18 protein-coding genes are annotated in these 23194 nt (G+C 60.0%); 11 read left to right on the plus strand and 7 right to left on the minus strand.

Annotated features, from left to right (window positions below):
* The first annotated feature begins 99 nt into the window (after window positions 1-99).
* Entirely contained in the window at window positions 100-957 is an 858-nt protein-coding gene (locus ACZ5Y5_RS14640) for a class I SAM-dependent methyltransferase (protein ID WP_464811232.1), read from the plus strand.
* 122 nt (window positions 958-1079) lie between these two features.
* Here the strand turns inward: ACZ5Y5_RS14640 and ACZ5Y5_RS14645 are convergent, their stop codons facing one another.
* The gene (locus ACZ5Y5_RS14645; protein ID WP_464811233.1) at window positions 1080-1352 is read right to left on the minus strand and encodes a hypothetical protein; all 273 of its coding nucleotides are present in this window, start codon (window positions 1350-1352) and stop codon (window positions 1080-1082) included.
* A gap of 131 nt (window positions 1353-1483) precedes the next feature.
* Here ACZ5Y5_RS14645 and ACZ5Y5_RS14650 point away from each other — a divergent pair, with 131 nt between their 5' ends.
* The 6 genes from ACZ5Y5_RS14650 to ACZ5Y5_RS14675 are packed head-to-tail and all read left to right on the plus strand — an operon-like array spanning window position 1484 to window position 9271.
* Window positions 1484-1573, plus strand: coding sequence for a potassium-transporting ATPase subunit F (locus ACZ5Y5_RS14650; RefSeq protein WP_464811234.1), 90 nt, complete (start codon window positions 1484-1486; stop codon window positions 1571-1573).
* A gap of 11 nt (window positions 1574-1584) precedes the next feature.
* Entirely contained in the window at window positions 1585-3288 is a 1704-nt protein-coding gene (gene kdpA / locus ACZ5Y5_RS14655) for a potassium-transporting ATPase subunit KdpA (RefSeq protein ID WP_464811235.1), read from the plus strand.
* 13 nt (window positions 3289-3301) lie between these two features.
* Window positions 3302-5305, plus strand: coding sequence for a potassium-transporting ATPase subunit KdpB (gene kdpB / locus ACZ5Y5_RS14660; RefSeq protein WP_464811236.1), 2004 nt, complete (start codon window positions 3302-3304; stop codon window positions 5303-5305).
* Between the two features lie 11 nt (window positions 5306-5316).
* Complete coding sequence (gene kdpC, locus ACZ5Y5_RS14665) at window positions 5317-5913, plus strand: potassium-transporting ATPase subunit KdpC (RefSeq protein ID WP_464811237.1); 597 nt, start codon at window positions 5317-5319, stop codon at window positions 5911-5913.
* Window positions 5914-5957: 44 nt separating this feature from the next.
* Window positions 5958-8588, plus strand: coding sequence for a DUF4118 domain-containing protein (locus ACZ5Y5_RS14670; protein WP_464811238.1), 2631 nt, complete (start codon window positions 5958-5960; stop codon window positions 8586-8588).
* Complete coding sequence (locus tag ACZ5Y5_RS14675) at window positions 8585-9271, plus strand: response regulator transcription factor (protein WP_464811239.1); 687 nt, start codon at window positions 8585-8587, stop codon at window positions 9269-9271. Before ACZ5Y5_RS14670 ends, ACZ5Y5_RS14675 begins: the two co-directional genes overlap by 4 nt.
* A 116-nt stretch (window positions 9272-9387) precedes the next feature.
* Here the strand turns inward: ACZ5Y5_RS14675 and ACZ5Y5_RS14680 are convergent, their stop codons facing one another.
* Window positions 9388-11694, minus strand: coding sequence for a TonB-dependent receptor (locus ACZ5Y5_RS14680; protein WP_464811240.1), 2307 nt, complete (start codon window positions 11692-11694; stop codon window positions 9388-9390).
* A gap of 243 nt (window positions 11695-11937) precedes the next feature.
* Between ACZ5Y5_RS14680 and ACZ5Y5_RS14685 the strand changes: the two genes are divergently transcribed.
* The 3 genes from ACZ5Y5_RS14685 (at window position 11938) to ACZ5Y5_RS14695 (ending at window position 15498) form a co-directional block, all read left to right on the plus strand.
* Window positions 11938-13290 carry an L-serine ammonia-lyase gene (locus tag ACZ5Y5_RS14685; protein ID WP_464811241.1) on the plus strand — a complete coding sequence of 451 codons (1353 nt, stop codon included), beginning with the start codon at window positions 11938-11940 and terminating at the stop codon, window positions 13288-13290.
* 198 nt (window positions 13291-13488) lie between these two features.
* Window positions 13489-14397 carry a LysR family transcriptional regulator gene (locus tag ACZ5Y5_RS14690; protein WP_464811242.1) on the plus strand — a complete coding sequence of 303 codons (909 nt, stop codon included), beginning with the start codon at window positions 13489-13491 and terminating at the stop codon, window positions 14395-14397.
* A 216-nt stretch (window positions 14398-14613) separates the two neighbouring features.
* Window positions 14614-15498 (plus strand): VOC family protein, encoded by an 885-nt coding sequence (locus ACZ5Y5_RS14695; RefSeq protein ID WP_464811243.1) that lies wholly within the window; start codon window positions 14614-14616, stop codon window positions 15496-15498.
* 68 nt (window positions 15499-15566) lie between these two features.
* Here the strand turns inward: ACZ5Y5_RS14695 and ACZ5Y5_RS14700 are convergent, their stop codons facing one another.
* The 4 genes from ACZ5Y5_RS14700 to ACZ5Y5_RS14715 all read right to left on the minus strand — a co-directional run bounded on the left by ACZ5Y5_RS14700 (window position 15567) and on the right by ACZ5Y5_RS14715 (window position 20062).
* Window positions 15567-17501 (minus strand): flavin-containing monooxygenase, encoded by a 1935-nt coding sequence (locus ACZ5Y5_RS14700; RefSeq protein WP_464811244.1) that lies wholly within the window; start codon window positions 17499-17501, stop codon window positions 15567-15569.
* Between the two features lie 90 nt (window positions 17502-17591).
* Window positions 17592-18662 (minus strand): hypothetical protein, encoded by a 1071-nt coding sequence (locus tag ACZ5Y5_RS14705; RefSeq protein ID WP_464811245.1) that lies wholly within the window; start codon window positions 18660-18662, stop codon window positions 17592-17594.
* Between the two features lie 31 nt (window positions 18663-18693).
* Window positions 18694-19107: a VOC family protein gene (locus ACZ5Y5_RS14710; RefSeq protein ID WP_464811246.1), complete on the minus strand. Its 414-nt coding sequence runs from the start codon at window positions 19105-19107 to the stop codon at window positions 18694-18696.
* Window positions 19100-20062 carry a TetR/AcrR family transcriptional regulator gene (locus tag ACZ5Y5_RS14715; RefSeq protein ID WP_464811247.1) on the minus strand — a complete coding sequence of 321 codons (963 nt, stop codon included), beginning with the start codon at window positions 20060-20062 and terminating at the stop codon, window positions 19100-19102. The genes ACZ5Y5_RS14710 and ACZ5Y5_RS14715 overlap by 8 nt, the downstream gene beginning before the upstream one ends.
* A gap of 56 nt (window positions 20063-20118) precedes the next feature.
* Between ACZ5Y5_RS14715 and ACZ5Y5_RS14720 the strand changes: the two genes are divergently transcribed.
* Entirely contained in the window at window positions 20119-21453 is a 1335-nt protein-coding gene (locus tag ACZ5Y5_RS14720) for a spinster family MFS transporter (protein ID WP_464811248.1), read from the plus strand.
* A gap of 66 nt (window positions 21454-21519) precedes the next feature.
* Here the strand turns inward: ACZ5Y5_RS14720 and ACZ5Y5_RS14725 are convergent, their stop codons facing one another.
* Entirely contained in the window at window positions 21520-23145 is a 1626-nt protein-coding gene (locus tag ACZ5Y5_RS14725; protein WP_464811249.1) for an FAD-dependent oxidoreductase, read from the minus strand.
* Window positions 23146-23194 lie beyond the last annotated feature (49 nt).

The following is a 23194-nucleotide window of genomic DNA, read 5'->3' on the forward strand; positions in this document are numbered from 1 at the left end:
GCACTAGCCTTACTCGCCTGTCCTCGCTGCAGCGGAGGGCTGGACAGTGCGCTTCGCTGTGAAGGGTGCGCGGCGGGTTACGGGCAAGCCGGTGGCATAGTGGACCTGCGCCTCCCCGGTGATCCGCGCACGGAACGGGTGCGTGCCTTCTACGCCGAAGCGCCATTCCCCGGCTATCCACCGCGCGACAGCATCGATTGGCTGAGGGCCCGCGCGGAACGCAGCCCTTTCGCCCGGATGCTCGATGCGGCGATCCCCTATGACGCCCGCATCGTGGAGGTCGGGTGCGGCACCGGCCAGATGAGCCTATACCTCGCGCGCGGCGACCGTGTCGTGATCGCGGCCGATCTGTGCCGCGCATCGCTTTCATTGGGAAGGGCCGCGGCAGATCGACTGGGGATCGGCCAAATCTATTTCGTCGAAACGGACGTGTATCATCCGGGCCTTTGCGCGAAGTCGTTCGACATCGTCTATTGCTCCGGCGTGTTGCATCATACGCCGGACCCCCGCGCGGCCTTTGCCCCTGTGGGGCGGCTGGCGCGGCCCGGCGGCCTCATCATCCTCGGCCTCTACAACAGTTATGCGCGGTTGCCGCACCGCTTGCGCCGCTTCGCTGCCCGAGCGAGCGGAGGTCGCTGGTTTCCCGGCGACGTGGCGCTCACGGAACGATGGGAGCAAGCCGAACGGCGAAGCGTGTGGCTGCGCGATCAATATCACCATCCTGAAGAGCATAGGCACCGTGTGTCTGAAGTGCGCCGCTGGTTCGCCGAGAACGGCATCGACTATGTCCGCACTGTGCCGAGCTCCCTACTAGGAGGTGATGGCGAGGATCAGGCGCTGACCTGCCCCGAAAAAGGCGGGTGGTGGCTGGAGGACACATTGGCGCAGCTTGGCTGGATGCGTCAGCTGGGCGGTGAAGGGGGATTGTTCGTAACGATTGGCCGGGCGGCTGCGTGAACCTGGCGACGAACAGGGGCAGGATATTGTTTATGCTATCTTTATCCCCGCTCATCCAATTCCCCGTGGAACCTTAACGGTGATCTCTCCCACATCAGCTTCGCGCAATGATGCGCGTGGAGCTAAGCATGGGGACGATCCTGCACCGACTGGAAAGCGGTAAGCGGTGGTGGCCTGCAGAGATTGGATTGCGGTTTCTGGGGCTGTGCCTTCTGCGCCTCTGTGCGGCCGCTGTCGCCTTTCTCAGCCGCCTGATCCATCAGTCGCCGCTGCATGCAGCCAGGCCGATCGAGATGCTGATCGCAGCCGTCGTCTTCCTCAGCTGGAGCCTCGGCTGCGCCCTGCTTTTCCAAGGGCCAGAGCTTTTCAGGCTGGCTGATCTCCCGGTGCGGCATTGGCGATCGCCCCTCCGATAAAGGCTATTCGAACATGCATGACCTTCTATGGCTCAGCGTGCTGGGAGGACTGTTCCTGCTGACCCTGGCCTTCTTACGTTTAAGCGACACGGCTTGAGGATGGCGCTGCAATGACCCTCCAACTCAGCATAGCGGCCGCCACGGCGATTGGCCTTCTCCTCTATCTGGCCGCCGTCCTGATCCGTCCGGAACGGTTCTGAAGGGATAACCCATGACCCTGCAAGGATGGAGTTTGATCCTCCTTTTCCCTATTCTCACGCTTACTCTGGCGAAGCCGATGGGCCTGTGGCTCCACGGGCTGTATGAAGGGCGGCGGACCCTGCTGCATCCGCTATTGGAGCCGGTGGAGCGCGGATTTTACAGGCTGGCACGCATCGACCCCGCAATCGAACAGGACTGGCGCCGCTATGCGCTGCACATGCTGTTGTTTCAGATGACGGCGCTGCTCCTCACCTACGCCATAGTGCGGCTTCAGGGTGTGCTTCCGCTGAATCCGCGCGGTCTTGCCGGAATGAGCGCGGACGGCGCGTTCAACACGGCAATCAGCTTTACCACCAATACCAACTGGCAATGGTATTCGGGCGAGGTCGCGCTGTCGAACCTCAGCCAGATGCTAGGCCTTGCCACCCAAAATTTCTTGTCGGCCGCGACGGGTATCGCCATCGCCTTCGCTCTGTTCCGCGGCTTCGCCCGGCGTCAGGCGAGTGGCATCGGCAACTTCTGGGCCGACATTACTCGCGTCACCCTTTATCTGCTCCTGCCGATCAGCGTCGTCTATGCAGTCTTCCTTATCGCGAGCGGGGTGCCACAGACTTTCACGAGCATGGTCGATGCCACGACGATGGAAGGTGTGCGGCAGCATATCGTCCTCGGCCCCGTCGCCAGCCAGGAAGCGATCAAAATGCTAGGCACGAACGGTGGCGGCTTTTTCAACGCCAACAGTGCTCATCCGTTCGAAAATCCGACCGCCCTCACCAACTTCGCGCAGATGCTCTCGATATTCGCGATTGGCGTCGGTCTTGCCTGGTGCTTTGGCAAGGCGGTCGGCAATACGCGCCAAGGTTGGGCCATCCTCGCGGCGATGATGATCCTCTTCCTCGCCGGCGTTTCCATCGTCTATGCCCAGGAAGCGGCAGGCAATCCGGTCCTTCATCAGCTGGGCGTTCCCGGCGGCAATATGGAGGGGAAGGACATTCGATTCGGCATCGCCGCATCCGCGCTCTTCTCCGTCGTGACGACGGCAGCGTCCTGCGGCGCGGTCAATGCGATGCATGACAGCTTCACGGCGCTCGGCGGGTTGGTTCCCATGTTCAACATCCAGCTGGGCGAGATCGTCGTGGGTGGGGTGGGTGCAGGTATTTACGGCTTTCTGCTCTTCGCGTTACTGGCGGTATTCGTCGCCGGTCTCATGGTCGGCCGCACCCCCGAATATGTCGGCAAGAAGATCGAGGCTAGGGAGGTGAAGCTCGCCGTACTGGCCATCGCCGTATTGCCGCTCTGCATCCTCGGGTTGACGGCGCTGTCGGCGGTGATGCCACAGGGGCTAGCCGGTCCACTCAACAAGGGACCGCACGGCTTCTCAGAAATCCTCTACGCGTTCAGCTCCGCCACGGGCAACAACGGTTCGGCCTTTGCGGGCATCAGCTCCGGGACGCCCTGGTATAATGGATTGATAGGGGTCGCGATGTGGATCGGTCGGTTCTTCGTGATCGTGCCGGTGCTGGCCGTCGCAGGCAGCCTCGCGGCCAAGCGCTACACGCCCGAAACCAGCGGGTCCTTTCCTACAACGGGGCCGCTGTGGATCGGACTGCTGGTCGCGATCATCCTGATCGTGGGCGGCCTCACATTCCTTCCCAGCCTCGCCCTCGGCCCAGTCGCGGATCATCTCGCCATGATCCACGGCCAGCTTTTCTGAAGGCACCTCCTCCATGACAAGCGCAACTTCCATCTTCTCCCCATCGCTCATCTTCCCGGCGATCCGCGAGGCTGTCCGCAAGCTCACGCCCCGCCACTTGGTGCGCAATCCCATCCTCTTCACCACGGCTGTCGTCGCTCTGCTGCTCATGTTATTGCTCGCCATCGGCGGCGAACCTTTGCCTTTGGGATTTCAACTGCAACTCATCCTCTGGCTGTGGCTGACGGTGCTGTTCGGCACTTTCGCAGAGGCGCTGGCAGAGGGGCGGGGGCGGGCGCAGGCGGCTTCGCTCCGCGCGACTAAGTCGGAACTGGTTGCGCGTCTGCCGGATGGGCGCTCCGTGCCCGCCTCGCAACTGAAGCGCGGCGACACCGTACTCGTGCAAACCGGCGACCTTATACCCGCCGATGGGGAAGTGATCGAAGGCGTCGCCTCGGTCAATGAAGCGGCCATCACCGGCGAAAGCGCACCGGTAATCCGCGAGGCGGGAGGAGACCGTTCTGCCGTGACTGCGGGCACTCGTGTCATTTCCGACCAGATAAAAGTGCGCGTCACGCAGGAACCAGGACAAGGCTTCCTCGACCGCATGATCGCGCTGGTGGAAGGCGCGCAGCGGCGGAAGACGCCCAACGAAATCGCGCTTACCATCCTCCTCGTCGGGCTGACTATCATCTTTCTGATTGCGGTTGCCACCATCCCCGGCTTCGCCAGCTATGCGGGTGGCCATATTTCGGTGGCCGTTCTCGCGGCGCTGCTCATCACCCTCATCCCCACCACGATCGCGGCGCTGTTGTCGGCGATCGGGATTGCGGGCATGGATCGGCTCGTCCGCTTCAACGTACTCGCCAAGTCGGGTCGCGCTGTCGAGGCCGCTGGCGATATTGACGTGCTGCTACTCGACAAGACCGGCACGATTACGATTGGGGATCGGCAGGCAAGCAGCCTGCATCCTCTCGCCCGCGTGGACGCCGCGGATCTGGCCGAAGCAGCACTGCTGGCGAGCCTTGCTGACGAGACGCCCGAAGGACGCTCGATCGTCGCGCTCGTCCGGGATCAGCTGGGCGGCGCGGAGGCAAGCCTGCCGCCGGAAGCGGAGATCATCCCTTTCACCGCCCAGACGCGCCTCTCCGGCATCCGCTTCGCCGGGTCGCTTATTCAGAAGGGCGCAGTCGATTCCATCCTGCGTGTGCACCCCGGAACATCAGCTGATGAGCTTCGCCGCATTACGGATCAGATCGCCCGCCAGGGTATGACGCCACTGGCAGTCGCGCGGGATGGCCGCATCCTCGGCGCGGTCGCGCTTAAGGATGTCATCAAGGCAGGAGTGCGCGAGCGCTTCGCACAGCTCCGCCGTATGGGCATCCGCACGGTGATGATCACCGGCGACAATCCGCTGACCGCAGCTGCCATCGCTGCCGAAGCGGGTGTCGATGATTTCCTTGCCGAAGCAACGCCGGAGGACAAACTCGCCCTCATCCGCAAGGAACAGCAGGGCGGCCGCCTTGTTGCCATGTGCGGCGACGGCACGAACGACGCGCCGGCCCTCGCTCAAGCCGACGTCGGTGTCGCGATGAACACCGGCACCCAGGCCGCGCGCGAGGCGGGCAATATGGTCGATCTCGACAGCGACCCGACCAAGCTGATCGAGATCGTGGGCCTGGGCAAGCAGTTGTTGATGACAAGGGGGGCGCTCACCACCTTCTCGATCGCCAATGACGTGGCGAAATATTTCGCGATTCTGCCAGCCATGTTCGTGGCGCTCTATCCAGGTCTGGGCGCCCTCAACATCATGGGCCTTGCTTCCCCAGGCAGCGCGATCTTGTCCGCGATCATCTTCAACGCGCTGATCATTCCTGCCCTGGTGCCCTTGGCGCTCAAAGGCGTGCGCTACCGTGCGGTCGGTGCGGGGCCGCTTCTCGCCCGTAATCTCGCCATCTACGGGCTCGGCGGCTTGGCTGCACCATTCATCGGCATCAAGCTGATCGACCTTGTCGTCGCTGGCCTCGGCCTTGCCTGAGAAAGACCATCATGCTGAAAGACATCACCTCCGCCCTGCGCCCGGCCATAGTGCTGACGCTGCTCTTCGCGGTTCTGCTGGGGCTCGCCTATCCGGCGCTGTTGACCAGCATCGGCCAGCTTGCCTTTCCATTCCAGGCAAATGGCAGCCTCATTCGCGATGGCGACCAAGTTATCGGATCGGAATTGATCGCACAGGGCTTCACAAGCCCCCGCTACTTCCACCCGCGCCCATCCGCCGCGGGGAAAGGATATGAGGCGGACAACAGCTATGGCTCGAATCTCGGGCCGGCATCCAAGGCGCTGCATGACCGCGTCAAGGCCGACGCCGACGCGCTGCGCACTTCACCAGATTCTTCTGTTCCGGCCGATCTGGTGACAACCTCCGCTTCAGGGCTGGACCCCCATATCAGCCCCGAAGCGGCCTTTTTTCAGGTGGACCGCGTGGCAAGAACCCGTAGCCTCAATGCCGCGCGCCTTCGCGCGCTCGTCACTTCCCGTATCGAGCAGCCGTTGCTGGGCTTTCTTGGCGAACCGCGCATCAATGTGCTGTTGCTCAATCGAGCGCTGGATACTTTGGATGCGAAAACCGCTATCAATCCCTCGTGAGTTCGCAGCCGCACCCTGATGCACGCCCCCGTCCGGAAGCCTTCTTGCGCCAGGCAGCGCAAGAAGGACGTGGCCGTCTTAAGGTCTTTCTCGGCGCTGCTCCAGGCGTGGGCAAGACTTATGAGATGTTGACCGAGGCGGCAGCCCGCAAACGCGCCGGTGCCGATGTCGTGATCGGCGTTGTCGAAACCCACGGCCGTCCTGAAACCGAAGCACTCATCCACACGCTGCCGATCATGCCGCGCCGGAAGATCGACCATCATGGGCGCACACTCAGCGAAATGGACATCGACGCTATTCTTGCCCGCAGACCCGAACTGGTGCTGGTCGACGAACTGGCGCACAGCAATGCGCCCGGCTCCCGTCACGACAAACGATATCAGGATGTCGAAGAATTGCTCGCCGCCGGCGTTGACGTCTTCTCGACCGTCAATGTCCAGCATCTGGAAAGCGTCAATGACATCGTGGCTTCCTTCACCAAGGTCCGCGTACGCGAAACATTGCCGGACCGCGTGATAGAAAATGCTGATATCGAGGTTGTCGACATACCGCCCGACGAATTGATCGAGCGGTTGAAGCAGGGCAAGGTCTATGTACCCGAGGAGGCGACCCGCGCGCTCGGCAATTATTTCTCCAAATCCAATCTGACGGCACTGCGTGAACTCGCCCTGCGCCGTGCTGCTCAGGCTGTAGATGCCGAGATGCTCGACTATCTGCGCGCTCACGCTCTCGCCGGCACCTGGGCTGCGGGTGAGCGCATCCTGGTGGCTGTCAGCGAGCAGCATGGGGCCGCCGAGTTGATCCGCGCGGGCAAGCGCCTGGCCGACGCACTGCGCGGTCCATGGACCGCTCTCCATGTCGAAACGCCGCGCTCGCGCCATTTCACCGACGCCGAAAACGCTCGCCTCGCCGCGACGCTGCAACTCGCCACCCAGCTTGGTGGACAGGTCGCGACCGTGCCGGCGGAACGGGTAGTGGAGGGACTTATCCGCTTCGCTACCGAAGCACGCGTGACTCAGCTGATCGTTGGCAAGTCGATCCGCTCGCGCTGGTTCGAACTGCGCTACGGCTCTGTGGTGGACCGGCTTGTCCGCGAAACGCCGGGCATCACCGTCCACGTCCTCCCTGTTGAGGCTGATCGCGGTTCACGCAAGACGGGCGGGCGCACGGCAGCAGCAAGCCCGAGGGCGCGCGCCCTCGATTATCTGGCGTCGCTGGCGCTCGTCGCGCTGGTGACTCTGGTCGGCACGCTCATCTTTTCGGCACGTAGCATCACCAATGTGGGGTTGCTTTTCCTCCTTCCCGTAATGGTTGCATCGACCCGCTACGGCCTACGGGTAGGGATTTTCACTGGCCTTGCTTCGTCGCTTGCCTATAATTTCTTCTTCATCCCGCCAATTCACACCTTTACGATCCAGAACCCAGAAAATATCCTCACAGTCCTGGTACTCCTGGGCGTGGCCGCGGCCAGCAGCCATCTTGCCGCGCGCGTACGCGATCAGGCGTTGCTTGCAGAACGGAGCGCAAGCCAGAACAGCTCGCTTGCCGGTTTTGCGCGCCAGCTGACCGGTATCAGCCACACTGATGAATTGGCGCACCTGCTCTGTGCTGAAGTGCACCGCCTGCTAGGCGTAAGCACGATACTCCTGCTACCGCACGGCAACCAGCTTGCGATACGCGGCGCCGTACCGCCCGATGCACGGTTGGAGGCGCTTGACCAAGCGGCGTCGCGCTGGACCTTCGATCACAGACAACCGGCCGGGCGTAGTTCCGACACGCTGACCGTTTCAGAATGGCTGTTCCATCCGGTAGCCGCTGGCGACCGGACGCTTGCGGTCTTTGGCCTTTCACGTCCGGATGCCGGCACGCCCATACGTTCGGATCAGTTGCCGCTGCTCCTCAGCCTGCTCGATCAGGCGGCGCTTGCGCTCGAACGCATAAGCCTTGAGTCAGAGATGGCGATGGTAACGCAGTTGAAGGAACGCGACCGCCTGCGCGCTGCTCTTCTCTCCTCCGTCAGTCATGACTTGCGCACACCGCTCACCACAATACTCGGCACGTTGGGCGAGATCGCACCCGCCACAAGCGAACAGGAGCGGCAACTGACGGAAACGCGTGGAGAAGCTGAGCGCCTGAGCCGTTTCGTCGCCAACCTCCTTGACATGGTGCGCATCGAAACCGGGGCATTGCACCAGTCGATCGAACCCGTCGATCTTGCCGAAGCCGTGGCGACGGCGGTGCAGGACCTTAGCCGGGTCCTACGCGATCACCGCATCGTCATGGACATTCCCCCGGACCTGCCTTTCGTATCGGTTGACCCGCAACTGTTTCACCACTGCCTCATCAACCTGATCGAAAATGCCGCCAAATATGGCGACCCCGCAGCGCCCATCAGCATTTGGGCAAGGCGTACCACACACGGGCTTTCTCTGTCGGTCGTTGACGAAGGGCCAGGGTTTCCCCCCGGAGAGGAGCAGCGCATCTTCGAAACATTTACTCGCATCGAGGGCTCTGACCGCAAGGGCGGCTCCGGCCTCGGCCTCGCCATCGTCAAAGGCTTTGCCGAGGCGATGGGCATCAGCGCGCGGGCGAGCAATCGGGCCGATCGCAGCGGTGCAAGTTTCGAACTCCACTTCCCCTCATCCAAGCTGGTGAAAGGCCCGTCCATCGAATGAGCGCAAAAGCTAAACTGCTGATTATCGATGACGAACCTGCCATTCGCCGTCTTCTAGCGGCCGGGCTTACCCGCGCCGGCTATCAGATTACGGAAGCGGGAACTGCGCGTAATGCCCTGTCGGCTATGCCGATAGACAAACCGGACGCGGTACTGCTGGACCTTGGCCTTCCGGATCGTGATGGGCTGGAGCTTGTTCCGCTCATCAAGGCGACCGGCGCTGCGCTGCTGATCATTTCGGCGCGAGACACTACGGAGGAGAAGGTTACAGCACTGGACCTGGGTGCCGACGATTATGTCACCAAGCCCTTCGATACGGAGGAGGTCCTCGCACGTATCCGCACCGCCTTGCGCCATCGTTTTTCAACGATGGCAGAGCAGCCCCTAGTGGTTCTCGGCGACATCGAAATCGATCTCACGGCCCGCATTGTTCGCCGGTCCAAAGAGGAAGTGCATCTGACGCCCAAGGAGTTCGCATTTCTGGCGCAACTGGCCCGACATCCTGGTCGCGTTGTTACACATGCGCAGCTTCTGCTGAACATTTGGGGACCGGGGCATGAGCGCGATGTCGAATATCTCCGCGTGGCAGCGCGCGGCGTTCGCCGGAAGCTCGAAGGCGATCAGCTTGAGACCTCAATCATCCGTAATGAGCCAGGTGTGGGTTACCGCCTTGTGAAGGTGTAGTGAACGGCTTGATGATGTTGATGAGGTTTCATATGTTCACTGCACCCATTGGCTCCGAACAAGCGATATTCCGTAGTGCCATCGCCGGACTCGTGAGCCAATGGATGCGCCTTGGATCAGTAATTCAACCGGACGTTTAAGCCGATCGTGCGCGGTGGGATGCTGAAGGAGAGGTTGCTTGCTCCAAAGGTGGAGACGCGGCTTGCCACTCCATTCACATTACCAACATTTTGGACGAACAGATATGCGCCAACGCGCTTATTCTGGACGCCGGTTCTAAGGTTCAGCGTCGCGAAATCGCCCTGCGTGGTGTAATAGGGATCGGCGGGGTTGAAGCCGCTGCGCCCTTTCCCGGAATAGGTGAAGTCCGCGCGAACCATCCCATCCAGATCAGGCGTCAGTCCCCAGTCGTAGGATGCACTCGCGGACACGGACCAGGGGGCGATGCCAAGCCGGTCGCCTTTCTTTCCACCTGCACTGGCATTTTGGAAGCTGGCGATCACCTGGTCGGAAGTCAGCTTGCCATGCACATAACCAACGGCCGCCGTTAAGTTCAGGTTCTTGATCGGCTCCGCGGCAAGTTCCAGTTCCGCGCCCCGGATGCGGGCGCCACCAGCATTGGCCAGAAAGGTGAAGAGGCCGTCGGCAGTACGCGCAGCAACCTGAATGTCCTGCCAATCGATCTGGAACACTGCGGCATTCACGGTCAGCGCATTCCCAAACCAGCGCGATTTCACGCCGAGCTCGTAGTTCCACAGGCTGTCCGGTGCATAGGTAACCAACTGGCCTTGAAGCGATGGGATGTTGTTCGCTCCGCCCGGACGATAGCCCTGGGCCGCATTCCCATAGGCCATGATGGTGGGAGAGAACTCATAGCTGGCGTTGAGCTTGACGAGCCACCCGTTGCTCTTGGCCGTACGCTCCGTATAAGGCGCGACGATGCTGCTTGTCAGCACGCTGCCTAGCAATGCCTGGCCGCCCGTCACCTTTACGTAATCATAATAGCGCAAACCGCCGGTCAGTGTCAGCGCTTCTACCGGTTTGACCGAAACTTCAGCGAAGCCGGCAAGCTGGCGCAGGTGATTAGAAATGAATCGATAACTGATGTCCTGCAGCGGATCAGGAGCAGACCCGTTGGGCGCCGCCTTGGTCACATGGCTGTCGATATAATCGCGACGGCGCTCATAGAATGCGCCTGCTGTCCATTGCAGCCAGCCATCCCCATCAGACGCGAGGCGCGCTTCGGCCGTTTCGGTGCGCAGATATCCGGGCTGGTAGCCAAGCGCCGGGGTGCGGCTGAGGCCATAGGCATTATAGGCGGCATATTGTGCGCTGCTGCACGGAACTGCCTGCGCATAATAGCCCTGGCATGCGGCAGGTGAATAAGAGATCGCAGTCACGCTGGGTGTGAAATCCAGTGTTCGCAAGATGTCATAGCGGTAGATCGCACCCGACATCGTCAGCGTCACTGCACCGAAGTCGTGTGAGCCGGTCAGGTTGTAGAGCTTGAATCGATTGTTGAACGGCAGGACGACCGGAGTGTTGGTCTTCAGATCGCCGACCGATGGAAACCATCCTTGAGCGTCATCGGCATCGCTGCGCTGGTAGATAAAGGTGCCAGTCACATTGGTGTCGGGGTCGGGCTCGAAGCCAACCACTACACGCAGCCCTTGTGCGGTCATATCGTTGATGTTCTTACGACCCAGCCTGATATTGTCGATATAACCGGTGCGTTGCTCGTAGTAGCCGGATATCCGGACACCCAATAGGTCGTCGATGATGGGGACGTTCACCATCGCCTTGGCGAAATAGCTGTCGCTGCCGCCCTGTGTGAACGCATATTGTCCCTCCATGCCCGCTTCAAATTCGCTGAGCTTGGGCTTATTGAAGATGATGCGCAGAGTACCGGCCATGGAACTGGCGCCATACAGCGTCCCCTGCGGTCCGCGCAGTACCTCCACCCGTTCGATGTCATAGAGGTTGAGGTCGGGCGCGTTGTTGCCCGGATCGCCGACGGTGCCGCCGGGTCCCGTGACAGGCACCTCGCCGAAATACAGCCCGGTAGTAGCCTCGCCGATGCCGCCAATGCCACGAACGCTGATACGGTTTTGGCCTAGGACACCCTGGGCGACATTCACATTCGGCACCTGTCGAAAATAGTCCTGTAACTGGGTGGCGCCCATAGCTGCCAGGCTTTCTCCAGTCATGGCGGAGATGGTGATCGGCGTCGACTGCACCGTGCCTTCTCGTTTCAGGGCAGTTACGACAATATCTCCGCCGCCTTGAACTGTTTCCTCGGGCGATGAAGCCGTGGAATTTTCTTGAACTGTCGTCGCGACACCATAATTATTGGCCCATGCCGGCAGCGCGGCGGAAACTGCCATTGCCGAAACAGTAAGACGCAAAAACTTATCGATATACATCGTCTATTTGCCCCCATTTTGTGATTTTGTTGACGAGTTCTATTCGCTCGATCGTCGGAGGGCATGTTGTGAGGCAAGGCATTGGGGAACAAATGAAAAAATGTTATCGATATAACCAAAGTTCATGGCTTGCTGCCGTTGATCTCAATGGTCGAATTGCCAACTATCATTCCGTATCCACGCCACTTGCTGGATCACGCCTCCAAACATGGCGCCGGCCATCGCACCGCTGGGAAATAAACCATGACGGCCAGTATATTCGATATCTTCAAGGTCGGCGTCGGACCTTCAAGTTCACACACGATGGGCCCTATGACGGCGGCTGCCGATTTCATGCAGTATGTCGGACAAAGGGCGGCGCGCGTTCAAGTAACGCTGTTTGGTTCCCTGGCCCTAACCGGGCGCGGTCATGCTACAGACGTCGCTGTCATGGCAGGGCTGGCCGGCCATAGGCCGGAGAATGTGGACCCCGATGCCTTGCAAGCGACAGTTGCGCGCATCCGAGCGCAGCAGTTGATCCCAAGAGCTGATGGTGCCCCTATGACGTTCGACAGCGAGAGGGACATCGCTTGGCGGCCGCATAAGAGGCTGAACATTCATTCTAACGGCATGCGTTTCATCGCTTGGAATGGATCGGGAGAAAAGATCGCTGAGCGAACCTGCTATTCGGTTGGAGGCGGTGCTGTCATTCTCGCTGATCAAGATGTGGCGGACGACAGAGCGGGACTGCCATCGTCCTATCCGTTCACGTCCGCACGGACATTGCTGGACATGGCGTCTCTAGAGGGCGGTTCCATCGCGAACGTGCAGCGCCAGCATGAATTGACGCTGATGCCGCCTGAGCAATTCGCTACAAAGACGAAGGCATTGATTGACGCCATGACCCAGTGCATTGAACGTGGTTTGCGCCAAGATGGCCTGCTGCCGGGTTCGCTGGGCGTTAAACGACGAGCTCCATCAATATATGCTAAATTGCGGGAGTGCGATATCACTGGTCCTGGCACACGATCTTTGGATTGGGTCAAGTTATGGGCCATGGCCGTCAATGAGGAAAATGCGAGCGGCGGACGCATCGTCACCGCACCTACAAACGGAGCCGCGGGGATCATTCCCGCCGTAATCCAATATTACCTCGGCTTTGTTAAAGGCGCCAATGTTCGAGGCATTGAAGACTTTCTTCTTACCGCTGGCGCAATCGGCCTACTTTTCAAGCAGAATGCCTCAATTTCCGGCGCTGAAGTCGGTTGCCAAGGCGAAGTTGGCGTCGCATGTTCAATGGCGGCGGGAGGACTTGCCGCAGTCCTTGGCGGTACACCATCGCAAGTAGAGAACGCGGCCGAAATCGGCATGGAGCACAATCTCGGCCTCACCTGCGATCCGGTGGGAGGACTTGTGCAAATCCCCTGCATCGAACGAAATGCCATGGGAGCGATAAAGGCGATCGAGGCGGCGCGTTTAGCGCTGTTGGGTGACGGCACCCATCATGTAAGCCTCGATCAAGTTATCGTGACCATGTTGAACACTGGCAAGGACATGAGTGAGAAGTATAAAGAGACCTCTCTCGGTGGTCTTGCGGTAAATGTCGTCGAATGTTGACTGGACCTTATGCTGCGATCGAGAAGGAGGGCGCAAGCGCCGCCGCCAGCATCAGGCAGGACGACAGAAGCACAAGCGGAGTGATCAAGATGGGATGAGTCATTGAAGTTCCTTTCTTTGTCTGCACCCCATCTACTGCTTGAGCCATTCGGTGATAATCTGCTATAAAATTGATAGGTAATGTAGCTGAGCGACATAATGGATCGCGGCCTCCTCGACGCCATCGAAGCATTTGTAAGGGTTGCCCATCACGGCAGCTTCCGTTCGGCCGCCGAAGACCTGCATCTTTCTCCCTCCGCTCTTAGCCAGAAGATCAAGGCTCTTGAGGCCAGGATGGGGGTCGCGCTCCTCATGCGTACGACGCGCAGTGTGGGACTCACGCAGGCGGGAGAGATACTCTTGGCGCGCGCGGCACCCGCCTTCGCCGACTTGGTTACGGCTTATGACGAGGCACGTAACCTCAGCGCACCATCCGGTCTGCTCCGCCTGCACATGCCGCGCGGCATGATCCCACTTCTCGTCGAACCCATATTGAGCGGGTTCTGTGAAGCCTATCCACAAATTGACGTGGAAATCTGCGCTGAAGATCATCCCATTGATCTGATAAAAGGCGGCTTTGACGCCGGCGTCCGACTAGGCGAAATGCTCGACCCGGATATGATAGCCGTCCGCGTTACCCCTCCGGTTCGCTTCGTGGTAGTGGGCGCGCCGCAATATTTCACGAAGCATGAACCGCCCCGTCGCCCTGCGGATTTGCGCCATCATAGCTGTGTCCGGATACGATATGGACAAGAAGGAATCGCGGCCTGGTACTTCATGGAAGCGGAACGGACGATGGACTTGGCCATAACAGGGCGGCTGATTGTGAATGATTTCGGGTTGGGGATAACGGCATCGCTACAGGGGTTGGGACTGCTTTACGTTGCGGAACGCATGGTAGGCGATCATATCGCACGTGGTGATCTTCTCACCGTCCTCGACGAATATGTCCCGACTTCCTCAGGTGTATTTCTCTATTATCCGAATCGGACGCAAGCCTTGCCCAAGTTGCGAGTCTTTATTGATTATTTGCTGAGCAATTCAGTGGCTGACAGCGCATTTGATTAGGAGCGGCAGATTGCATTTGCCAAGAAGCATGGAGTGAACCGAAGTGGTTTTTAGGTGGCAGGACGCGGTGCCCACATTATGAGGGACCCGCGTTGCACGCGGGAACAAGCGGCAAGCTGACGTTTTGCGCGGCGCTGATGCGGAAGCAGTGGTGACCAAGGTCATTCAAACGGTGCGGCGTGCAACGAATCGATAACTATAATGAAGGAGAGATAAATGGTCACACTGTCACACCGCGGCATCTGCGTAAGCGACATCGCAACGTCGGAGCGCTTCTATCGGGAAGCGCTCGGCTTCGAACCCTATCAGGATCATGGCGTCGTCGAGGGTCCGGACATGGAAAAGACCATGCAGATTCCTGGCGTTCGCTTGCGGGCAGTCATGCTCAAACGCCCGGAGGGGCCCGTGATCGAACTGCTGCAGTTTCTTGAGCCGCCGGCCATGGGGCCGCGCGAAAAGCGGTCCACACTCCAATATGGCCTCGTGCATATTTCATTCTATGTGGATGACATCGATGCGTGGGCCGCGCGGATCGCTGAAGCAGGCGGCACAGTTTATGAGGAAACGCGCGCTCATTTTGCCGCAAATGACACTACCCTGCTCTACTGCACCGACCCGGACGGTGTGCGCGTGGAACTGATGAAATCGCCGGGCGAGGCCGAGCGCTTCTCCCATAGCGGCATCTGCGTCGAGGATATCAATGCTTCGCTCAACTATTATGAAGGGCTTGGCTTTGCCCCTGCCGAAAATTACGTGCTTGACCAAGGCTTCGATTGGCTCGGCGTGATCAACGAGGTTCCGGGCATCAAATTGCGCGCTCAGATGGTGCGGGATTCCGCGGGGAATACGATCGAGCTGCTGAAGGTTCTCGAACCGTCCAGCTTCGGTTCACGCGAACGTCAACCGCTCAACCGTTTCGGTCTCACCCATGTCGCTTTCTGGGATGATGATCCCGATGCAACCGCAGCCGAGCTTAGCCGTCGGGGTGGCTATTTCGTCGAAGAAGCGCATGTGACAACTCCGGCAATAGAACTGATGCACGGCGCTGACCCGGATGGCATCCGCATCGAACTGATGCGGCCGGTGTCATCCGCGGGGTAGGGCGTTGGCCGGGGAGCATGCTTCTTCGATGATGTCCCCCCGGCCCAAACCCGCGTCTTGTGCGCGCCTCAGTCGAGCTTGTAATCGCTCTTGATAGGTGCGCGCATCTCATTCCACATATCGACGAGCCGGAAGGGCCAAGGTCCGACCGGGCGGCCCTTACTGTTCTGATAATAGCTTTTCGCTTTGGGGTGGGTCCAGATCATGTGTTTCATGCGATCATCGATCCGGCGGTTGTGACGCAAGAAGGCATCCTGCGTAGGTTCGATGGTCCGTCCGTTATTGGCGATCATATGATCCAGGCACTCAATCATATAATGGACCTGCGCTTCGCTCACGATATTGAGGCCGCCCGCGTGGTTCGGTCCCGCATTAGGACCCACTGAAATGAAATAATTGGGATAGCCGGGGATCGTCGTGCCCATATAGGCCCGCTCTTCCTCATCCGCCCAATCCACTGCGAGATCATGGTCGCCGCGTCCCTTGATGATCAAGTCCTTGACCAGCTTGCCATGATTGAAACCAGTAGCGCAGATGATGACGTCGAACTTATATTCCGTACCATTCTTCATGCGGATGCCGTCCGGCAGGATTTCCGCGATGGGCGTGTCTTCCAGCGTGACATGCGGCTGCACCAGCGCGTCGTACCAGCCCGCATCCATCACGATCCGCTTGGAAAAAATGGGGAAGTCGGGCGTCAGCTTTTCGATCAGATCGGGCCGTGAGCCCAGCTTGTGCCGCATGTGCGACAGGGCATATTGGCGCATCCCTTCGTTCAGGGCGGATACTGCAATGCCATCTTCCGGATAGTCGGGGTCCTTGACGACATTGGGATAGAGGCCGTCGGCCGCGAACCAGAAGACGCGGAATCGGAACCACTCCTTGTAGTGCGGAATATGGCGCAGGGCCCATTTGACCGCTTCCGGCACTTCTTTTGTCACTTCGGGATTGTTGATCATCCAGTGGCGGGTGCGCATAAAGACGACCATTTCGTCAACTTCGCTAACGATGGTTGCCACGATCTGTGCCGAGCTGGCGCCGGTGCCGATGACGGCGACCTTCTTGCCCTTCAAGTCGATATTCTCGTCATAGCCCGCCGAATGGGTGATGGTCCCGCGGAAGCTCTCAATCCCCGGAATGTTGGGAAGGCTCCAGCGGTCGGCGGTGCCGAAGGCGTTAAAGACGGCGTTGGCCTGGATCACTTCCCGTTCGCCGGTCTTCACGTTTTCGGTGGTGACGTTCCATAGCGCCGTATCGTCATCAAATTCCAGGCTGAGGACGCGCGTTTCGAAACGAATGTGGCGGCGCAGATCATATTTATCAGCAACGCTACGGAAGTATTCGCGCATGTCCGCGCCATGCGGATGATAATGATTCCATTCCGGACTGATTTCGAAGGAGTAGGAATAGAAGTGGCTGGGCGTATCGACGCCAACGCCAGGATAGCGGTTCTTCCACCAAGTCCCGCCCACTTCCTCATTCTTCTCGATGACGACATGGTCGTAACCAGCTCTTTCCAGCTCAATGCTGGCGAGCAGGCCAGTGAGGCCCGCGCCAATCACCAGCACCTTGAAGCCGGGCGGCGGCGGCGTTCGCTCCGCCTTTTCCTTGCGGGCGGGGGCGCGCTGGAAACCGCTCTGCTCCAGCACCATGGGGATGAATTCATCCTCAACCGGTTCCCCGACGCTGACGCTCATCATCTTCTGCATGAGATCGAGCGGGGGATCCTCGTTCCGCGCAGCGCCCGGCGTGGTCAGCACGTAGAACAGCTTTTCGCGCAGATCGTCGATGCAGTCCTGGGGGATCTGGTAATCCGGATTAGTATAGGGCGGATGGATGTGAACCTTGAACGTTTCGAGCATCGACTCGTCATGCGTCAGATGAACATAGACCATCAGCAGAGTGTGCAGATTTGCCTGCTCCAGAGCAGCCTTGAGTTCCGGACTATCCTTCATCGGCAACTGGCGGCCGCGTTCAGCAATGTCTTGCTGCATCTTGCTCATACTCTCTCCCATTGAATCTGAAGCGGATCTACAAACAGCTTTGACGCGCCGGCATGGCTGGAAGGACATGCCGGCGCTGACCGGGGCCGGTCAGGCAGCGATTTGTGCTTCGTGCGGACCAGGCGCTTCCTTTGGATAAATAGAGGGAGTGCCGCAGTCATATGTAGCCGTAAGGACCTTGATGAATTCACGATCGCTCATAGGGTCGGTGGGCATGGCAAAGGTCACCCCCCGTGCACGCATGTCTGCGACGAACATGTCGAACACCTGGTCGTGTGTGAGATCATCCTTTTGGCCAAAGACCACGTCCATCTCTTCCTTGTCCTTATAGACCTGCGCGGTCCAATGGAGCATCAGCCTTGTGTCCTCGGCAGGCACGCGCTCGATCACCCGGCCCCCCGTGGTGATCTGCCAACCGTCAGCACTTTCCGGGTCGGCCGACCAGAGCGATTCAAAGGCGAGTCCTTCGGGCATCCGCTTGCCAATCGGCCCGCAAGCTTCGCCGCGATGGAACATCATCTCGTTCTGCGTGACCACGCCGCGGTTCCATGCCGGGGCAGGCAGCCGCTTGGGCGCGGCCTTGGGGCCATCGGGCCAATAGGTAAAGCCGCCGCCGATCGTGCCCTTGTAGAACCAGACGATGACTTGGGCCTTCTTCATCATCCACTTCTGGAACAGCCCGGATTTCGCCATGGTGTTCAGTAGCCAGACGGGCGAGTTGCGGCCGTTCACCCCGCGATAGCTGGTGCCGTCCAGATGCGCCGGATCAAGATTGGCCGAGGAGCCTTGAATGATGAAGTTCATGGACTCCGGTGCGGCATATTGCGCGTTCCAGTAGGAGCGCACGCGCGCCATATGCTCGCTGCTGAAGAAAATGTCGTCCAGTTCGGGGAAGTTGCAGATGCCGTTCTGGCCGAAATAGCCGCGGAAATTGGGCGTCAGGAACATGTCGAACGAGGGTTCGACGCCCTCGGGCATCTGACCCGACATGGTCGCGACAACCTCCTCGGCCGATTTGAAATGCTGAGCCAGCACCATCTTCCAAGGCCCGTTCCGCCGGATGACATCCACAATCCGTCGTGCCTGGTCTTCGGTATACACGTCATCGATAATCCGGGGTTCCGCCACGGGGCGAATGACGAAGGGTTGTTCCTTATTCATTTCATCCTCTCCAAGATGCACGTTCGGAATTTCAACTCGCGATCATTTCCACATTTTCGCTCAACCGCCCTTCGGGATCAGTCGTGAACAGGACGCGGACCCCATGCTCCGGCATCGAACGGATCGTCCCTAGATGCTTACCGCCTCGGGCAATGACCCGATCCCCCAAGGCGTCCAGGTCATCCGTGACGAACCCCAGAATGACTTCGCGATCACGTGGCGCGGGCTTGTCGAGAAGCTTGATCATGATCAGCGATTCAGCGCTCATCGTATCGCCAGGGCCCATGATCACTTCCCGGATCGGTCCCATCACAGCCGGGTCGCCACCATCGACATGGTGCAGGCGCTTGAGACCGTAAACCTCAGAATAATAGGTCGCCATCGCCTCCTCGTCATCGACGATCAGCTTGGTGAAGCCAAAGCGCGCCTTGCGTTCGCTATTCATTGTCCTGAATTCCTTTCGGGCCTGCAGAGATGCCGTTCGGTTCGGCGATAATCCTTTCAAGACCGGCAATGATGTGGGTGAAGCCGTACGTCAGCGCCGCATCCGGATCGACTTCGACCATGTCGAGCTGAAGATCCTGCAACAGGGTCGCTTCGCGCGATGTGAGCGCGTCCAAATGGCCTGTCATCCGGCCGGTATGACGGGGTGGCTGGGAAGTGATGAAGCCGAGCGAAGAAGTCGTGAACCATCGAGCGGCAAAAGCAAGTTGAGGACCTTCCAGTCCTTGGTCCTTGATCAACTCCACCAACGGAACCCAGGTGCGCAACCAGCCGGGCGAGGCTTGGCCGTCCCAAAGACTGAGTTGCATGGCCACGGGATAGCATTCGAACAGCCTTACGGTCGCCCACAGCCATTCCCGCACTTGGTCCTGCCACGGGCCGCCCTGCATTGAACATTCGAAGCGGCTGTATATCTCGTCAGCCACGGCTATCAGAAGCGCGTCGCGTCCGGAAAAATAGCTGTAGAGCGTCATGACCCCGACGCTGAGCCGCTTGGCCAGCATGCCCATCGTAAACCCATCGACGGACACTTCATCCAATAGCTGTAGAGCGGCATGGATGATGGAATCGCGTGACAATTTCGCGGGCCGGCCCGGGTGACGTCGCCGGTTGACGGCGGTTGCCTCCGCTGCGGCTTGAACATCGGGGAACGCGCCATGCGCCGGGCCACCAACCATGTTAGTTGCAGGCTCAGGCGAGTGCTCGCTTTCTTTGATTAAGCCCGCCAACTCACTCTCCGCACGGTCCGGACGTTTTTTGCGGCTCTTGCTGCGCCAGGCGTCGAACAATTTTTGGTAGAATATACCAGAAATTGTTGGAGTCAATTTCCGTAAGTCATACGACTTCGTTGACATGGCCGGATGATCCAGGAAACATGCCCCTTCAGCCAGCGCCATGGCACATTCCAGTGCGCCTCTTTCACGAGCCTGGTCCATAATGAGAAGGAGAGCGCATGCGAGAAGCCGTTTCGGGTCGCAGTGATCGATCGCACTCGCAAGCCTATACATTCTGGGTGCTGTTCCTCCTGCTTGCGGCGAACACGCTCAGCAATGCGGACCGGCAGGTCTTTTCCGTCCTGATCCCCGCCATCAAACAAGACTTCGGTGTGACCGATTCAGTGATGGGGCTGATCGGCGGCCCAGGCTTTTTCCTGAGCTACGTGCTGTTCAGTCTGCCGTTAGCGAGGCTCGCTGACCGGTGGTCCCGAACGCGGGTCATTTCCATCGCCGTGACGATCTGGAGCTGTGCTGCGGCGGCCTGTGGGCTTGTCGGCAATGTGGTGCAGCTCGCTGCTGCCCGCGTTGTTGTGGGTGTAGGGGAGGCGGGCGGCTTTCCTCCCGCACAATCGTTGGTGAGCGACCTGTTCGACAAGACAAAGCGGACCGGCGCTTTGGGCATCTTGACGACCGGCACCTACCTCGGATTAGTTCTCGGCTTGGCTGGGGGGGCCGCGATTGCCGATATTTGGGGATGGCGGATCGCCTTCGTTGCTCTGGCAGCGCCAGGGCTGCCCGTGGCGCTTCTCATCTGGCTGACCGGTCCCCGCCGCGGCATGGCCACCGCCGCCGTGCCAGCGGCATCTGCCAATGATACGATTTGGGCGGCGCTGGCATTCTGCTGGAGGATACCGTCGCTGCGGCTCGCCGCCCTCGCAATGGGTGTGTTCAACATCTTTGGTTATGCCGGGGCGATATGGCTTCCGGCCTATTTCATGCGCTCGCATGGCATGTCGGTTCTGGAGGCCGGGACTTGGCTGGGCATGGGCGCTGCGCTGGGAGGTGTCGCTGGCAGCCTGAGTGCGGGAAGGCTAGTGGATCGCTTGGGCCCACGCGACATCAGGTGGCAGATGCGCGTGCCTGCGCTTGCATTGCTGATCTCCTTTCCGTTGCTGGTCACGATGCTGTCCGTCCCTTCAGGGGCAGCATTGGAATTGGCCACGATCCGCGTGCCCATCGTGGCGATCATCTCGGTGGCGACGGGTTTTCTCGCCGCTGCTTGGGCTGCGCCGGTTTACGGTGCGATCGCCCTCATTGTGCCGCCTGCCCGCAGAGGTCAGGCGGCGGCAGTGCTGACGATCGTGGTCAACCTTCTGGGCAGTGTATGCGGGCCGCTCATCGCCGGGGTTGTAAGCGATCTGCTCGCCGGTTTTTCAGGTGTCGAATCCATCAGGTACAGCCTGCTGATGATGAGCCTGCTGACCGTGGGCGGAAGTCTGCTGTTCTTCCGCGCCGCGAAGCGCTTGCCAGATGACATTCTTCTGGAGGAGGAGAAGGGGCGAGCAGTTTGACAATCCCTGCGGAGCGCACGCCCCTGCATCCTCACGCGCCAACTGTGATGAGGGAAGCGGTTTGCCTTAGGCGGTCACACCTGCGCAATGGCGCGCCGCAATCCAGGCGAACACCATCGCAGGACCGAGTGTCGCGCCTGCTCCGGGGTAGGTGCGCCCCATGACCGGTGCTGCACAATTGCCCGCCGCGTAGAGGCCGTCGATGACCGAGCCATCCTCGCGCAGAACACGGGCATGTTCGTCCGCCATCAGACCGCCCTTGGTGCTGAGATCGCCCGGATAGACGCGGGTGGCGAAGAAGGGAGTTTGTTCCAGCCCACCGAAAGCTGCATTCGGTTTGTGCGTGGGGTCGCCATAGTAAAGATCATAGACATTATTGCCGCGCTGGAAATCCTCATCCACGCCGCGGCTTGCCATGTCGTTAACGCGGGCTACGGTCTGGACCAGGCCGTCAGCGTCGATACCGCATTTCGCCGCCAATTCGGGTAGCGTCGAGGCTGTCACGAAAAAGCCGTTGTCCACAAGCGCCTTGGTCATCCTGGGCGGTGTGCTGCCGAAGAAATATCGGTTTCTGTAGCGGCTGTCGAAGACCAACCAGCAGGGTCCGCGGTTCAGCATCGCCTGTCCCACATCGACATAGGAAGCGGCTTCGTTGACGAAGCGATGCCCTGCCGGATCGACGATGATCGAACCGGGCAAGGTGCGTTCCCAAATGCCGGCATTGATGACGCCGTCTGGCATGATCGAGACGGGGAACCAGGTCGCCGCGTCCATCAATGCCAGTTGGGCTCCGACGGCGACGCCAATCTTGTGCGCGTCGCCCGTATCGTCGGGGCTCGCGGGACTCCATTCACCCGTCACACCCTGCAGGGGGAGGCGATAGGCTGCGTCCTTGGCGAACCCGCCCGCACAGAGCAAAACCCCGCGCGCTGCACTGATCCGCTCTTCGCCTCGGGCGGTCTTTACGACCACAGCGGTGATCCGGCCGTTCTCCTCGACCAGAGAATGGAGCGGCGTGTTGAGGCGCACCGGAATTCCAAGCTTTTGGACGATGACCATCAATTGGGCCACAAGCGTCTTGCCAAGGGCGAGGGGCACTTGGCCCTTCAAGCGAAATGCGATGGTCCTGCCCATCACGCTTAGCAAAGTCGCGAAGGACTTCATGGAGCGGAACGCTGTCGGGATCTGTGGTGCGGCGTCAGTGCTGAGCGCCATGTCCGGCATTGCCGAGCGGCGCATGGTGTTAAGCCATGGACCGAGACGCTTTGCGTCGAAATTGACGCCTTCCAACGTCCGTCCAACGCGTCCGCCCGGATAGTCGGGATAGTAATCCGGATATCGCGGCGCTCGGCGCCATCCAAATCCCTGCTCCGCTAGTTGAGCAACCATCTCCGGCCCCTCCTGCAGATAGGCAAGCCGCCGCTCATGACTGCTCGCGGGCCCGACGTCGCCGATGGTCGCATCCAGATAAGCGAGCCCCGCCTCAAGCGAGTCTTCTACTCCATCCCTTTTCATCAGCGGATTATTGGGGATCCATACTCCACCGCCGGACAAGGCGCTCGTCCCTCCCCACACAGGGGCCTTTTCGATGATGATCGGATTAAGCCCGTTCAGCCGCGCGGCGATGGCGCCCACAAGGCCGCCAGCACCTGTCCCTACGACCACAAAATCCGGTTCGGGCTGCCCAGCCATTGAAATCACTCCGCTTGAACGCGCCGGCCATGGTGGCAGGCGCTGCGGC

It is taken from the genome of Sphingobium sp. TomTYG65, assembly GCF_055395525.1.